The following is a 12,630-nucleotide window of genomic DNA, read 5'->3' on the forward strand; positions in this document are numbered from 1 at the left end:
GGAGTCGCCAGGCAACTCCCGATCAATGCTTGCGAGTTACCACTTCGCGCCGAAGACCTGACGCAGCTCTTCAAGGGCTGCCGGGTCCAGTGGCGCAGGCTTGGGGTTGGTCATCAGCCACAGGCGAGCGGTTTCTTCGAGTTCTTCCAGGGCGTAGCAGGCTTTTGCGACCGAGCTTTCCCAGACCACCGGGCCCAGTCGCTCCAGCATCACGCCGCGCACACTGTTGGCCAGTTGTGCGACGCGTTCGGCGACTTTCGGTGAGCCCGGGCGTTCGTAGCCAATCAGCGGGATATGCCCGACTTTCATGACCTGATACGGCGTCAGTGGCGGCAGGATGTCGTCTTCTTTCCAGACGCCAGCCAGTGTCAGAGCAACCAGATGCGTCGAGTGGGTATGCACCACACCACCTACTTCCGGGTTGCGGTCATAGACCTCGCGATGCAGGGCCAGGGTCTTGGACGGCTTGTTGCCGGACACCCATTCGCCCGCCAGATTGACCTTGGCGATATCCGCCGGGTCCAGACGGCCAAGGCAGGCATCGGTCGGGGTGATCAGCCAGCCGTCGTCGAGGCGGGCACTGATGTTGCCAGCGCTGCCTACCGTGTAGCCACGGCCATAAAGCAGCCTGCCGACATCGCAGATTTCTTCGCGCAGGGCTTTTTCGCTACTCATCAGGCTTCTCCCGCCAGTTGCTTGAGGGCTTTGGCGAAGAAGTCACGAGCACCGAAGTTACCGGACTTGAGTGCCAGCGCCAGCGGTTGTGCGCCGCTGCTGACAGTCGCCGGAACGCCCGGATCGATCTGTGCGCCGATCTGCAGCAGTTGCACGCCAAGCGCCTGAACCACCGCCCCCGACGTTTCGCCACCGGCGACGACAAAGCGACGTACGCCCGATTCCAGCAAGCCTTTGGCGATCTGCCCCAGGGCCTCTTCGACCATGGCACCGGAGCGCTCTACACCCAGCTCCTTTTGCACGGCCTTGACTTCATCCGGCGTGCTGGTGGCGTAGATCAGCACGGTTTGCCCGGCATCGCGGGCGAAAGCCAGAGCCTGCTCGACCACCGGCTTGCCAGCCGCCAGATCAAGCGGATTGATGCGCAGGGCAGGGCGGTTGTGTTCCAGCCAGGCCGCGACCTGACCGTTGGTGGCCACCGAAGCGCTGCCAGCCAGGACGACTTCGCCACCGCTGACGGCGGTTTGCTTTGCCGCATCGATATCGCGCAGTTTGCCTGCCTTGCGGAAGTTGCCCGGCAGGCCCAGCGCCAGACCCGAACCACCGGTCAGCAGCGGCAGATCGGCACAGGCTTCGCCCAGCACATAGAGATCGGCATCGGACACGGCATCGGCAATGGCCATGCCCACGCCTTCGGCGCGCAGCTCGGCGATTCTGCTGCGCACGGCTTCCACGCCTTTGGCGACGGTGTCGTAGCGCAACAGGCCGACTTTCTTGCGGGTCTGCTCCTGCAGGACGCGCACCAGATTCGCATCGGTCATTGGCGTCAGCGGGTGGTTCTGCATGCCGGATTCGTTGAGCAACTGGTCCTGAACGAACAGATGGCCACGGAAGATCGTGCGACCGTTTTCCGGGAAGGCCGGGCAGGCCAGAGTGAAGCCGCTGCCGAGTTTTTCCAGCAGGGCTTCGCTGACCTGGCCGATGTTGCCGGCGGCAGTCGAGTCGAAGGTCGAGCAGTATTTGAAGAAGATCTGCTCACAGCCGCGTTCGCGCAGCCACTCCAGTGCAGCCAGGGATTCATCGATGGCTTCGGCGGTTGGCGTGGTGCGTGACTTGAGGGCGATCACGATGGCGTCGGCATCAAGACCGGCCGCCATTTCGGCGCTCGGGATGCCGATGCTTTGTACGGTACGCATGCCGCCGCGCACCAGCATGTTGGCCAGGTCGGTGGCGCCGGTGAAGTCATCGGCGATGCAGCCGAGCAACGGGCGAGAGGAAGTCGAAGTCATGGTGCGTTCCTCAGGCTTGTTCCGGTTTGGCTTTGGGCAGTTCGATACCCGGGAAAATCTTGATCACCGCCGAGTCGTCCTCGCGACCGAAACCGGCGCTGGAAGCCTGCATGAACATCTGATGCGCGGTGGCCGACAGCGGCAGCGGGAATTTGCTGGTGCGAGCGGTATCCAGCACCAGGCCCAGATCCTTGACGAAAATGTCCACGGCCGAGAGCGGGGTGTAATCCGCGTTGAGGATGTGCGGCACTCGGTTCTCGAACATCCACGAGTTACCGGCGCTGTTGGTGATCACTTCGTACAGGGCGTCGGCATCGACACCTTCGCGCAGACCCAGAGCCATGGCTTCGGCACTTGCCGCGATATGCACGCCGGCCAGCAGCTGGTTGATGATTTTGACTTTCGAGCCCAGGCCATGAACGTCGCCCAGACGATAGACCTTGCCGGCCATGCCGTTGAGCACGGCTTCTGCCTTGGCATAGGACTCGGCAGGGCCGGAAGTCATCATGGTCATCTGACCCGCCGCGGCCTTGGCTGCGCCGCCGGAGATCGGTGCGTCGAGGTACAGCAGGCCTTGATCGACCAGACGCTGGCCCAGTTCGACTGCGAAGGTTGGAGCGACGGTGGCACAGCCGATGACCAGACTGCCGGGACGCAGTGCGCCGATGGCACCGTTCTCGCCAAAAAGGACCGTTTCAGTCTGCTCGGCGTTGACGACGACGGTGATGATCACGTCGCAGGCGGCCGCCATGCTGGCTGGCGAGTCACAGGCAACACCGCCTTCCTGGGCGAACGCTTCGGTCACGCTGGTGCGTACATCGCAGGCATGCACATTGAAGCCATTGCGCAGCAGCGAACGGGCAATGCCCAGACCCATGGCACCCAGGCCGATAACGCCAACATTCTTCGTAGTCATGAAGTCATCCTCAAGTCAGTGCCGATGCCTGTGGAGCCGGCAAACGGGCGATATTGTTCTGATCTGTGAATCCGATAGTGAATCAGTGAGTTGATAATGTGAAGTATTTTTTATTTTTAACAAAAGTTCACATAGAAAAAGCAAGCGCGACCAAGGCCCCTGCCACACAGAATATTATTGGTGGGAGAGGCCTTGGCCGTGACGGCAGTAGTGAATGCCAGGAAGGAAGGGGGAATGCGAGGAATTAAAACGAGTGGTTCTGCTGGCGTCTGCGCCATTGTCCAAGAGACTCTTCCAGCCGTGCGGGACTGTCGATGCCCTGGCGGCGGGCATGGCTGAACAGGATCAAGGCCAGTTCGGACGTGACCAGTGCATCGGCGCTGGCATGGTGGCGCTCTTCGGCGTGCAGGCCGAAAAAGTTCGTCCAGTCGTCCAGCCCGGCCTGACGCAAATTGGCGTTGGGGCAGAGCATCGGGGCGATTTCAGCCACATCGAAGAACGGATGCTGCAAGCGATAATCCAGGCTGTCCTTCAGCGCGCGAGACAGCATGTGCTGGTCGAATGGTGCATGGAACGCCAACACCGGACTTGAGCCCGTGAACTCCAGAAAGTCCAGAAAAGCCTCCACCGGCTCGCTACCGGCAGCGATGGTGCTGGGTGCCAGGCCATGAATCAGAACCGCCGGGCTGACCTTGTGATCGACGCGCAGAATCGTGCGCTCGAACTGCTGGCCCAGATCGATGGCACCGTCTTCGATGACCACGGCACCGATGGACAGAACCTGATCACGGTTCATGTTCAGGCCGCTGGTTTCCAGATCCAGCACGACCCAGCGCTGCTTGCGCAACGACTGCTCGCTCAGTGGCGCGAAGGGTGGCAGTTGTGCCAGACGCTGCAGGTGCAGGCTATCAAGTGGTGTCTTTTTCGGGCGTGGTCGCAGCCACTCGAACAGATTCATAGTTGGTAACGCATGGTCAGGCTGGTTTGCAGGCGCTGTGCCTGGCGAAACGATTCGCGCAGGATTCGGCGGTCCAGGTGGTTGAGTGTGTCCGGATCGATGCGATTGGAGTAGGGCAGATTTTGACGGCTTTGCAGTTGATGCTGCAGCATGCGGGTCTGCTGGATGAAGTGGTAAGCCTCTTCATAGGCGGCTCCGTCCAGCGGGTCGATGACCTCGCGTTCCACCAGTTGTCGCAGTCGTTCCAGGGTGTTGTTGGCACCGATACCGTTGGCCAGGGCGAGCAAGCGTGCACCATCGACAAACGGCGTGAGGCCTTCGGTTTTCAGATCCAGTGTGTCCTTGTCGCTGCCCTTGCGCGCCAGCACGAAATCCTTGAAGCGTCCGACCGGTGGGCGCTGCCGCAGAGCGTTGTCGGCCATCATGCGTTGGAACAGGCGATTGTCTGCCACCTGATCGAGAATGCCGCGGCGTAATTGCTCGCACCCGGTTTCGTCGCCCCAGACCACTCGCAGGTCAAAGTAGATGCTCGATGCCAGCAGGTTCTCGGGCGTGGCCTCGCGAACGAAGGCCGAGAAGCGTCTGGACCATTCGCTGCGGGACAGGCACAGGTCGGGATTGCTGGCCATGATATTGCCTTTGCACAGGCTGAAACCGCACTGGGCAAGGCTCTGATTGATGCGTTCGGCGATGGGCAGCAGCAGCGTGCGTATTTCCGCTGCCTGCACGGCATCGCTGGCTTCGAACAGGATGCCGTTGTCCTGATCGGTGTGCAGCGTCTGCTCGCGCCGTCCTTCACTGCCGAAACACAGCCAGCTGAAGGGCACGCCGGGGTCGCCTTTTTCTTCCAGGGTCAATTCGATGACCCGGCAGACGGTGTGGTCGTTGAGCAGGGTAATGATCTGGGTGATCTGGGTCGAAGAGGCACCGTGGGCCAGCATGCGGTCGACCAGTTGCACAATATCGCCGCGCAGATTGGTCAGTGATTCGATACGCGGTGCATTGCGAATGGTGCGGGCCAGGTGCACCAGATCCACACGCTGCAGGGAAAACAGATCGCGCTCCGATACCACGCCGCACAGGCGTCCGTTCTTGACCAGACAGACATGGGCAATATGGCGGCCGGTCATGGCGATGGCGGCATCGAAGGCGCTGGCGTCCGGGCTCAGGTGAAAGGGTGCCGGGCTCATGGTGTGCCTGATGGGCTGGCTGAAGTCGGCATTCACGTCGGCAACCGCCTCGCGCAAGTCCCGCAGCGTGAAGATTCCCAGGGGCGCCTGCTGCTCATCGACAATCACGATGCTGCCCACTTGCTGCTCATGCATCATCCTGACGGCTTCGCGCATCGGCGTTTCGGGGTCGCACATCACTGGATGGCGCATGGCCAGTTCGCCGAGGCGGGTATTCAGCGAGTATTGAGTACCCAGGGTTTCCACGGCGCGTTGCTGGACTTGATGATTGACCTGATCCAGCAGACTGCTGACGCCGCGCAAGGCGAAGTCCCGGAAGGTGGTGGACAATGCAAACAGCTTGATGAACGCCTGTTTGTTCAGTTGCAGACAAAAAGTATCTTCGGCTGCCAGATGTTCGGTACGTGTTGCCCGTTCGCCCAGCAGGGCTGCCAGCGGGAAGCATTCACCGGTGGTGATTTCAAAGGTGGTTTCGGTGCCGCCTTTTGCCGAATGTGGTCGTTCCCCTACCACTCGGCCTTGCTTAACGATATAAAAGTGCTCTACTGGACCATCGGCTGGCTTGATGATGCTCTCGTCGCAGGCGTAAAAACGGAGCTGACATTGCTCGACCAGGTACGCAAGGTGTGCGTTTTCCATCTGGTTGAACGGCGGAAATCTTTGCAGGAACTGCATGGTGCCGTGGATGTTCTGCAACACCGCTGTTTTGCCTGCCTGGGTGAAAGCGTCGGCTTTGCTCATGACCTGTACCGCGTTTTTTGTTATTGGTTGTCATGGTCGACCGCTTCCGGCGCAGTGCCCATTGGACGTAAGTCTTACGCTGATGGATAGTGCCCCGATATGCATGTTCCTGTAGAACTGTTTTGACGAACGCATGGGATCGCGCTCGAATACCCGGCTGGGAGGCCCGTAAAGTGCGCTGCAGGTTCAACCTGATCTGCTGTAGGAATTAGTCCAGGGAATGATGAGACGGTAATGAGTGACCACGACATCTTGAGCGATGAAGAGCGCGACGCCCTTACAGAGGTCATGCTCCAGTCCAATCGTGACTTGCCGCAACGTGTCCTGATCGTCGATGACGACAGCGATGCCCGTGAGTTGCTGGCCGAAATTCTTAGTCTCAATGACATCAGTTGCCTGACGGCCGGTGGTGGCAACAGCGCCATGGAACTGCTGGAAACCCGTCAGTCCATAGGCCTGCTGATCACCGATCTGCGCATGGCGCCTTGCGACGGACTGGACCTCATTCGGCGGGTCCGCGACTCCGAGCGCGCCGCCATGCCGATCATCATCGTTTCAGGTGACGCCAACGTGCGAGATGCCATCGATGCCATGCATTTGAGTGTCGTGGACTTCCTGCTCAAGCCGCTCAATACCAAGCAGCTTGTGAGGCTGGTGAAGCGTGAATTGGGGATGGTCTGAGCCTGAAGTTGCTCTCAGTGCGCGCAGGAGAGGTATGGGTAATTGAGCTGCAAGCTCTGAGCTTCAAGCTGCAAGAAAAGCGGGCGGTGTATGCGCTGTGCTTTTGACTTGCCGCTTCTTGTAGCTTGAGGCTTTCAGCTTTCGCGAATGAATTCGCGCCTGCCGCGTGCTGGCGCGAATTCAGTCGCGAAACCCCACTACCTGTTCTGAGCCTTGAACTCCCGACGACGGCGATGCAACACCGGCTCGGTGTAGCCGTTCGGCTGTCGGGTGCCTTCGATCACCAGTTCGACGGCGGCCTGGAAGGCGATATTGCTATCGAAATCCGGGGCCAGCGGGCGGTATAGCGGGTCGTTGGCATTCTGGCGGTCCACCACCGGAGCCATGCGCTTGAGGCTTTCCAGTACCTGGGCTTCGGTGACCACGCCATGGCGCAGCCAGTTGGCCATGTGCTGGCTGGAGATGCGCAGCGTGGCACGGTCTTCCATCAGGCCGATGTCATTGATGTCCGGCACTTTCGAGCAACCCACGCCCTGATCGATCCAGCGTACGACGTAGCCCAGAATGCCCTGGGCATTGTTGTCCAGCTCGTTGCGGATCTCTTCCGGCGTCCAGTTGACCTGCGGTGCCAGCGGGATGGTGAGGATATCGTCCACCGAAGCGGGCACGCGCTGCGCCAGTTCGGCCTGACGGGCGAACACGTCGACCTTGTGATAATGCAAGGCGTGCAGGGCGGCAGCGGTAGGCGAAGGCACCCAGGCGGTGTTGGCACCCGCCAGCGGATGGGCAATTTTCTGCTCCAGCATGGCGGCCATCAGGTCCGGCATGGCCCACATGCCCTTGCCGATCTGTGCCTTGCCCTGTAGACCGCACTTGAGGCCGATATCGACGTTGGAGTTCTCGTAGGCGCCGATCCACTTCTCGGCTTTCATCTGCGCCTTGCGCACCACGGGACCCGCTTCCATGGAGGTATGGATCTCGTCGCCCGTGCGGTCCAGGAAACCGGTGTTGATGAACACCACACGCTCGCTCGCCGCCTGGATACAGGCCTTGAGGTTGACCGTGGTGCGGCGTTCCTCGTCCATGATCCCGACTTTCAGCGTGTTGCGCGCCAGCCCCAGAACCTGCTCGATACGGCCGAACAGTTCATTGGTGAATGCCGCCTCTTCCGGGCCATGCATCTTGGGTTTGACGATGTATACGGAACCGCTGCGGCTGTTGCTGCGCGACGTATTGCCGTTGAGGTTATGGATCGCCGCAAGGCTGGTCAGCAGGCCGTCGAGAATGCCTTCGGGCACTTCGTTGCCGTGTTTGTCCAGAATGGCGTCGATGGTCATCAGATGGCCCACGTTGCGGATGAACAGCAACGAGCGGCCATGCAGCGTGACTTCACTCCCCTCAGGAGTGGTGTAGACGCGATCCGGGTTCATGGTACGGGTAAAGGTTTCGCCGCCCTTGGAGACTTCTTCGGCCAGATCGCCTTTCATCAGGCCCAGCCAGTTGCGGTATACCACCACCTTGTCGTCGGCATCGACTGCGGCAATGGAGTCTTCGCAGTCCATGATGGTGGTCAGTGCGGCTTCCATCAGGATGTCTTTCACACCTGCCGGGTCCGTCAGGCCGACCGGGCTGGATGCATCGATCTGGATCTCGAAGTGCAGACCGTTGTGCTTGAGCAGAATGGCCAGCGGTGCGGAAGGGTCGCCCTGGAAACCGATCAGTTGGGCGTCATCCTTGAGGCCGGTATTGCTGCCGCCCTTGAGGCTGATGACCAGTTTGCCATCGATCAGCTTATAAGCCGTCGAGTCGACGTGAGAGCCGGCCGCCAGTGGCGCGGCTTCGTCCAGGAAGGTGCGGGCGAAGGCAATCACCTTGTCGCCGCGGACCTTGTTGTAGCCCTTGCCCTTTTCGGCTCCGCCTTCTTCGCTGATGGCATCTGTGCCATAGAGCGCGTCGTACAGCGAACCCCAGCGGGCATTGGAGGCATTGAGGGCAAAGCGGGCATTCATTACCGGCACGACCAGTTGCGGGCCTGCCATGGTGGCGATTTCTTCATCGACGTTTTGCGTCGTGATCCGGAAGTCCGCCGCTTCTGGCAGCAGATAACCGATTTCCTGAAGGAAAGTCTTGTAAGCCGAGGCGTCGTGGGCCTGTCCGGCATTGGACTGGTGCCAGGCATCGATTCTTGCCTGCAAGTCATCACGTTTGGCGAGCAGGGCTCTGTTCTTTGGCGCAAGCTCATGGATCAGTTTGTCAGCCCCGGCCCAGAACGCTGTGGTATCTATGCCGGTTCCTGGGGTGGCTTCGTTCTGCACGAAGTCGAACAGGACTTTGGCGACCTGCAGGTCACCGACTTGAACGTACTCAGTCATTGCACTTGCCTCACTCTGCTCAGCAGGTCGAGCTCACTCAAGGAGCGCTCTGTTATTGGTTTCGGTGTTATGTAGTGCGCGCCGCGGAATACTACATGAGCAGCAGCGATGAGGGATGAATATGTCACCAAACGACTGAAGTTTCACGACCAGTCACGCTGCCGACCCGGATGTTCTCAAAAATGACGGCGATTGTTCCAGATAATTATCAAAACGGTACACGTTCTGCGCGTTGCAGTGCCTGTGTGAACCTTGCCTATACTTTTGCGACATCCGCCGGGTCTGACGGCGCCTTTTTGAAAGCAGAGGAAGTCACCTGTGAATCATCTCGTAGTCACTGTGGTTGCACCCGACAAACCGGGTCAGGTCGAGCGTATCGCCCAATGCATCGCCGATCATGGCGGCAACTGGCTGGAGAGCCGCATGTCGCGCATGGCCGGGCAGTTCGCCGGCATCCTGCGGGTCGGTGTCCCGGCTGAAAACCATGATGAACTGATCCAGGCCCTGCGGGTGCTGACGGTCCACGGCATTCATGTGCAACTGGCCGAAAGCACCGCCGAAGCCCTCGGCTCCTGGAAAACCATCAGCATGCAACTGGTGGGCAATGACCGACCCGGCATCGTGCGCGATATCACCCGCTTGCTGACCGGGCAGGGCGTCAATGTCGAAAGCCTGATCACCGACATCACCCCGGCACCCATGAGCAGTGAACTGCTGTTCCATGCCGACGCCGTACTGGGCGTACCCCTGAACCTGTCACTGGACGATCTGCAGGCCCGGCTCGAAACCCTGGCGGACGATCTGATGGTGGAGTTGGTGTTGAAGACGGAGAGTTGAGGGGGAGTGCCTCATGTAAAGACGAGAGGCGCCCTGGAGTGCCACTCGTTCTTCTTGCTGTGCTATCGCTGCACGTCCCAGAACTCCACATACCGTTTGCTCTGGCTCCGCTTGACGATGAATAGTTATTCAATATGATTAACTTTAAATCTAATTGCTGCATGGTTACACAGAGGTGAATCCATCATGACAACTACCACTAAAACTCGATCTGTCACCGCTCACGTGCCAGTCCACCTGGCTGAGAAAATCGACATGATGGCTGAGCGTCTGGAGCGTTCAAGAAACTGGATCGTCAAACAGGCTCTTTGTGCCTGGATTGATCAGGAGGAAGAGCGCAGCCGCTTGACTCGAGAAGCCTTGGCAGATGTGGACGCTGGCCGCGTTATTGAGCATCAGGCTGTTCAGGCATGGGCGGATAGCCTCAGCACCGAGACTCCGTTACCGGTGCCGCGCTGATGGAGTTGAAGTGGACAAGCAAAGCGCTCTCCGACATTGCCAGACTGTACGAATTTCTTGCTGCTGTGAATCAGCCTGCTGCTGCCCATACGGTTCAACAACTCACTGCTGCTCCAACCATTTTGCTGACTAACCCACGTATTGGGGAATATCTGGAAGAGTTTGAGCCTCGTGATGTGCGTCGAATCCTGATCGGGCACTACGAGCTGCGCTATGAAATAAAGGATTCCACTATTTACCTGTTGCGTCTGTGGCATACCCGCGAAGATCGGTGATGCAGGAGTTCAAAAGTGCCCCAAAGAAAACGTTTGGCCTGAGCAAGCTGTAGACAATCTCATGTTATCCAAGTTAACCGTGCACCCGCCTGTGGATAACCTGGGGAGATGGCCTTGTGCGCCACGGTGGACGTGGCTTTGCGAGGTTTGATCAAAAAACCAGCAGTTTCAATGGCTTGTGCACAAATAAGGTGAACCTGCCTGTGGATAACCGTTGGAGAACCCTTTGCAGGCCATATGAATCGTGGCTTGCAAAGGGTTGTATGTTTTTTGATCAGCGACGGCGGCGCAGACTTAGCCAGGCATCGACGCTGTAGATTGCCAGCCCTGCCCAGATGCAGACGAAGGTGATGATGGTGCTGGTGTTCAGGTGCTCGCCATAGAGCAGGACCGCAAGGGCGAGGACCAGGGTCGGCGCGACGTATTGCAGAAAGCCCAGTGCGGTGTAGGGCAAGTGGCGGGCGGCGGCGTTGAAGCACACCAGAGGCACCAGCGTCACCGGGCCTGCGGCTGCCAGCCACAGCGCCTGGCTGGTGGTCCAGAACTCGGGCTGTGCTGTCTGGGCCATGGGGTTGAGCAGCAGCCAGGCCAGGGCCAGCGGGACCAGCATCCAGGTTTCCACCACCAGACCGGGCAGGGCGGCCACCGGGGCTTTCTTGCGGATCAGGCCGTAGAAGCCGAAGGTCAGCGGCAGTAGCAGTGACACCCACGGCAGATTGCCAACGTGCCAGACCTGCTGGGCAACTCCGGCTGTCGCCAGCAGCACTGCCAGCCATTGCAGGCGTCGCAGGCGCTCGCCCAGCAGCAACATCCCGAGCAGCACGTTGACCAGCGGGTTGATGTAATAACCCAGGCTGGCTTCGACCATGCGTCCGTTGTTCACGGCCCAGACGTAAACCATCCAGTTACAGGCGATCAGGCTGCCGCTGAGCGCCAGCACCGCCAGCCGTTGCGGGTTTTCCCGCAGTTCGCGCCACCAGCCGGGGTGTTTCCAGAACAGGAGCAGCAGGGAGCCGAACAATGCCGACCAGATTGCCCGGTGAATGATGATCTCAAGGGCGGGAACCGCCGCGAGAAGTTTGAAGTACATCGGGAACAGGCCCCAGATGATGTAAGCACTCAGGCCAAGAATATATCCACGGCGTGGGTTGGCAGCTTGCATGTAGCTTCCTTGTACTCAACAGCAGGTGTTTTGGGTGGTACGCGTGCGCCACAGGCTGTGAGCGTGTGGCGCACGAGACGGGTCAGAACAGTTTCAGAGGATCTTCGTTCAGTGCCGACAATTGCTCGCGCAAGGCCAGGATATGGTCGCCCCAGTAACGCTCGGTGCCGAACCACGGAAAGCTGCGCGGGAAGGCCGGATCGTCCCAGCGTCGCGCCAGCCAGGCGCTGTAGTGCATCAGGCGCAAAGCGCGCAACGGTTCGATGAGCGCGAGCTCGGCGGGATCGAAGTCGTGGAATTCGTTGTAGCCGTCCATCAGTTCCGACAATTGTCCCAGGCATTCCTGACGATCACCTGCCAGCATCATCCAGATGTCCTGTACGGCAGGTCCCATGCGACAGTCGTCCAGATCGACAATGTGGAACATTTCGTCGCGGCACATCATGTTGCCGGGATGGCAATCGCCATGGATGCGGATATTGCTGTGGGGCGTTGCCGCGTAGACATCCTCGATACGCTTGAGCAGGTCCCGGGCGACTGACTCGTAGGCCGGGAGCAGGCTGCGTGGGATGCAGTCGTTGCTCAGCAGATAGTCGAGGGAGTCATGGCCGAAGTTTTTCACGCCCAGGGCTTCGCGATGCTCGAACGGTCGGGTTGCGCCCACAGCATGAATACGCCCCAGCAACTGGCCCAGACGATAAAGCTGATCGAGGTTGCCCGGCTCCGGGGCTCGTCCGCCGCGACGCGGAAACAGCGTGAAGCGAAAGTCGCTGTGCTCGAACAGGGTCTGCCCGTTGTGTACCAGCGGAGCAACCACTGGCACTTCGACCGCTGCCAGCTCGAAGGTAAAGCTGTGCTCTTCAAGAATCGCTTCGTTGCTCCACCGTTGCGGGCGATAGAACTTGGCGATCAAGGGCTGTTCGTCTTCGATGCCGACCTGGTAGACCCGGTTTTCATAACTGTTGAGGGCCAGGACGCGGGCATCACTGAGAAAGCCGATGCTTTCGACGGCGTCGAGAACGAGATCGGGGGTGAGTGTTGCAAACGGGTGGGCCATGCTGACTCCTGCGCGCAG

At 59.7% G+C, this 12,630-nt stretch carries 12 protein-coding genes; 4 read left to right on the top strand and 8 right to left on the bottom strand.

Features of this window, described 5'->3' with window-relative positions:
* Positions 1–36 precede the first annotated feature (36 nt).
* From otnC to JSY17_RS23030, 5 genes are all read right to left on the bottom strand, one after another.
* On the bottom strand, positions 37–675 hold the full coding sequence (gene otnC, locus JSY17_RS23010) for a 3-oxo-tetronate 4-phosphate decarboxylase (protein ID WP_025262219.1): 639 nt from the start codon (positions 673–675) through the stop codon (positions 37–39).
* Positions 675–1,964 carry a 3-oxo-tetronate kinase gene (gene otnK / locus JSY17_RS23015; RefSeq protein WP_206403094.1) on the bottom strand — a complete coding sequence of 430 codons (1,290 nt, stop codon included), beginning with the start codon at positions 1,962–1,964 and terminating at the stop codon, positions 675–677. The genes otnC and otnK overlap by 1 nt, the downstream gene beginning before the upstream one ends.
* Before the next feature lie 10 nt (positions 1,965–1,974).
* Positions 1,975–2,880, bottom strand: a complete 906-nt coding sequence (ltnD, locus tag JSY17_RS23020; RefSeq protein ID WP_117165455.1) for an L-threonate dehydrogenase — start codon at positions 2,878–2,880, stop codon at positions 1,975–1,977.
* Positions 2,881–3,124: 244 nt separating this feature from the next.
* Positions 3,125–3,838, bottom strand: coding sequence for a 3'-5' exonuclease (locus JSY17_RS23025; protein WP_206403095.1), 714 nt, complete (start codon positions 3,836–3,838; stop codon positions 3,125–3,127).
* Positions 3,835–5,769: a putative nucleotidyltransferase substrate binding domain-containing protein gene (locus JSY17_RS23030; protein WP_117184424.1), complete on the bottom strand. Its 1,935-nt coding sequence runs from the start codon at positions 5,767–5,769 to the stop codon at positions 3,835–3,837. Before JSY17_RS23030 ends, JSY17_RS23025 begins: the two co-directional genes overlap by 4 nt.
* A 234-nt stretch (positions 5,770–6,003) precedes the next feature.
* Between JSY17_RS23030 and JSY17_RS23035 the strand changes: the two genes are divergently transcribed.
* Positions 6,004–6,450 (top strand): response regulator, encoded by a 447-nt coding sequence (locus tag JSY17_RS23035; RefSeq protein WP_117165457.1) that lies wholly within the window; start codon positions 6,004–6,006, stop codon positions 6,448–6,450.
* 197 nt (positions 6,451–6,647) lie between these two features.
* On the opposite strand, the gene JSY17_RS23040 is transcribed toward JSY17_RS23035, so the two are convergent.
* The gene (locus JSY17_RS23040) at positions 6,648–8,822 is read right to left on the bottom strand and encodes a malate synthase G (protein ID WP_206403096.1); all 2,175 of its coding nucleotides are present in this window, start codon (positions 8,820–8,822) and stop codon (positions 6,648–6,650) included.
* 318 nt (positions 8,823–9,140) lie between these two features.
* Here JSY17_RS23040 and JSY17_RS23045 point away from each other — a divergent pair, with 318 nt between their 5' ends.
* The 3 genes from JSY17_RS23045 to JSY17_RS23055 all read left to right on the top strand — a co-directional run bounded on the left by JSY17_RS23045 (position 9,141) and on the right by JSY17_RS23055 (position 10,393).
* Positions 9,141–9,659, top strand: coding sequence for a glycine cleavage system protein R (locus JSY17_RS23045; protein WP_117184426.1), 519 nt, complete (start codon positions 9,141–9,143; stop codon positions 9,657–9,659).
* A gap of 186 nt (positions 9,660–9,845) precedes the next feature.
* Entirely contained in the window at positions 9,846–10,118 is a 273-nt protein-coding gene (locus JSY17_RS23050; RefSeq protein ID WP_117184427.1) for a CopG family ribbon-helix-helix protein, read from the top strand.
* Positions 10,118–10,393: a type II toxin-antitoxin system RelE/ParE family toxin gene (locus JSY17_RS23055; RefSeq protein WP_117184428.1), complete on the top strand. Its 276-nt coding sequence runs from the start codon at positions 10,118–10,120 to the stop codon at positions 10,391–10,393. The genes JSY17_RS23050 and JSY17_RS23055 overlap by 1 nt, the downstream gene beginning before the upstream one ends.
* Positions 10,394–10,667: 274 nt before the next feature.
* Here JSY17_RS23055 and rarD read toward each other — a convergent pair whose 3' ends face one another.
* Both rarD and JSY17_RS23065 read right to left on the bottom strand, forming a co-directional pair.
* Entirely contained in the window at positions 10,668–11,555 is an 888-nt protein-coding gene (gene rarD, locus JSY17_RS23060) for an EamA family transporter RarD (RefSeq protein ID WP_117184429.1), read from the bottom strand.
* 82 nt (positions 11,556–11,637) lie between these two features.
* On the bottom strand, positions 11,638–12,612 hold the full coding sequence (locus JSY17_RS23065) for a serine/threonine protein kinase (protein ID WP_117184430.1): 975 nt from the start codon (positions 12,610–12,612) through the stop codon (positions 11,638–11,640).
* Positions 12,613–12,630 lie beyond the last annotated feature (18 nt).

This window comes from Pseudomonas capsici, from assembly GCF_017165765.1.
Classification (GTDB): domain Bacteria; phylum Pseudomonadota; class Gammaproteobacteria; order Pseudomonadales; family Pseudomonadaceae; genus Aquipseudomonas; species Aquipseudomonas capsici.

Coding starts and splice junctions, on each gene's coding strand:
- JSY17_RS23025 (WP_206403095.1), bottom strand. CDS start 3,838: ATGAATCTGTTCGAGTGGCTGCGACCACGCCCGAAAAAGACACCACTT.
- JSY17_RS23055 (WP_117184428.1), top strand. CDS start 10,118: ATGGAGTTGAAGTGGACAAGCAAAGCGCTCTCCGACATTGCCAGACTG.
- JSY17_RS23040 (WP_206403096.1), bottom strand. CDS start 8,822: ATGACTGAGTACGTTCAAGTCGGTGACCTGCAGGTCGCCAAAGTCCTG.
- ltnD (WP_117165455.1), bottom strand. CDS start 2,880: ATGACTACGAAGAATGTTGGCGTTATCGGCCTGGGTGCCATGGGTCTG.
- rarD (WP_117184429.1), bottom strand. CDS start 11,555: ATGCAAGCTGCCAACCCACGCCGTGGATATATTCTTGGCCTGAGTGCT.
- JSY17_RS23065 (WP_117184430.1), bottom strand. CDS start 12,612: ATGGCCCACCCGTTTGCAACACTCACCCCCGATCTCGTTCTCGACGCC.
- JSY17_RS23035 (WP_117165457.1), top strand. CDS start 6,004: ATGAGTGACCACGACATCTTGAGCGATGAAGAGCGCGACGCCCTTACA.
- JSY17_RS23050 (WP_117184427.1), top strand. CDS start 9,846: ATGACAACTACCACTAAAACTCGATCTGTCACCGCTCACGTGCCAGTC.
- otnK (WP_206403094.1), bottom strand. CDS start 1,964: ATGACTTCGACTTCCTCTCGCCCGTTGCTCGGCTGCATCGCCGATGAC.
- otnC (WP_025262219.1), bottom strand. CDS start 675: ATGAGTAGCGAAAAAGCCCTGCGCGAAGAAATCTGCGATGTCGGCAGG.
- JSY17_RS23030 (WP_117184424.1), bottom strand. CDS start 5,769: ATGAGCAAAGCCGACGCTTTCACCCAGGCAGGCAAAACAGCGGTGTTG.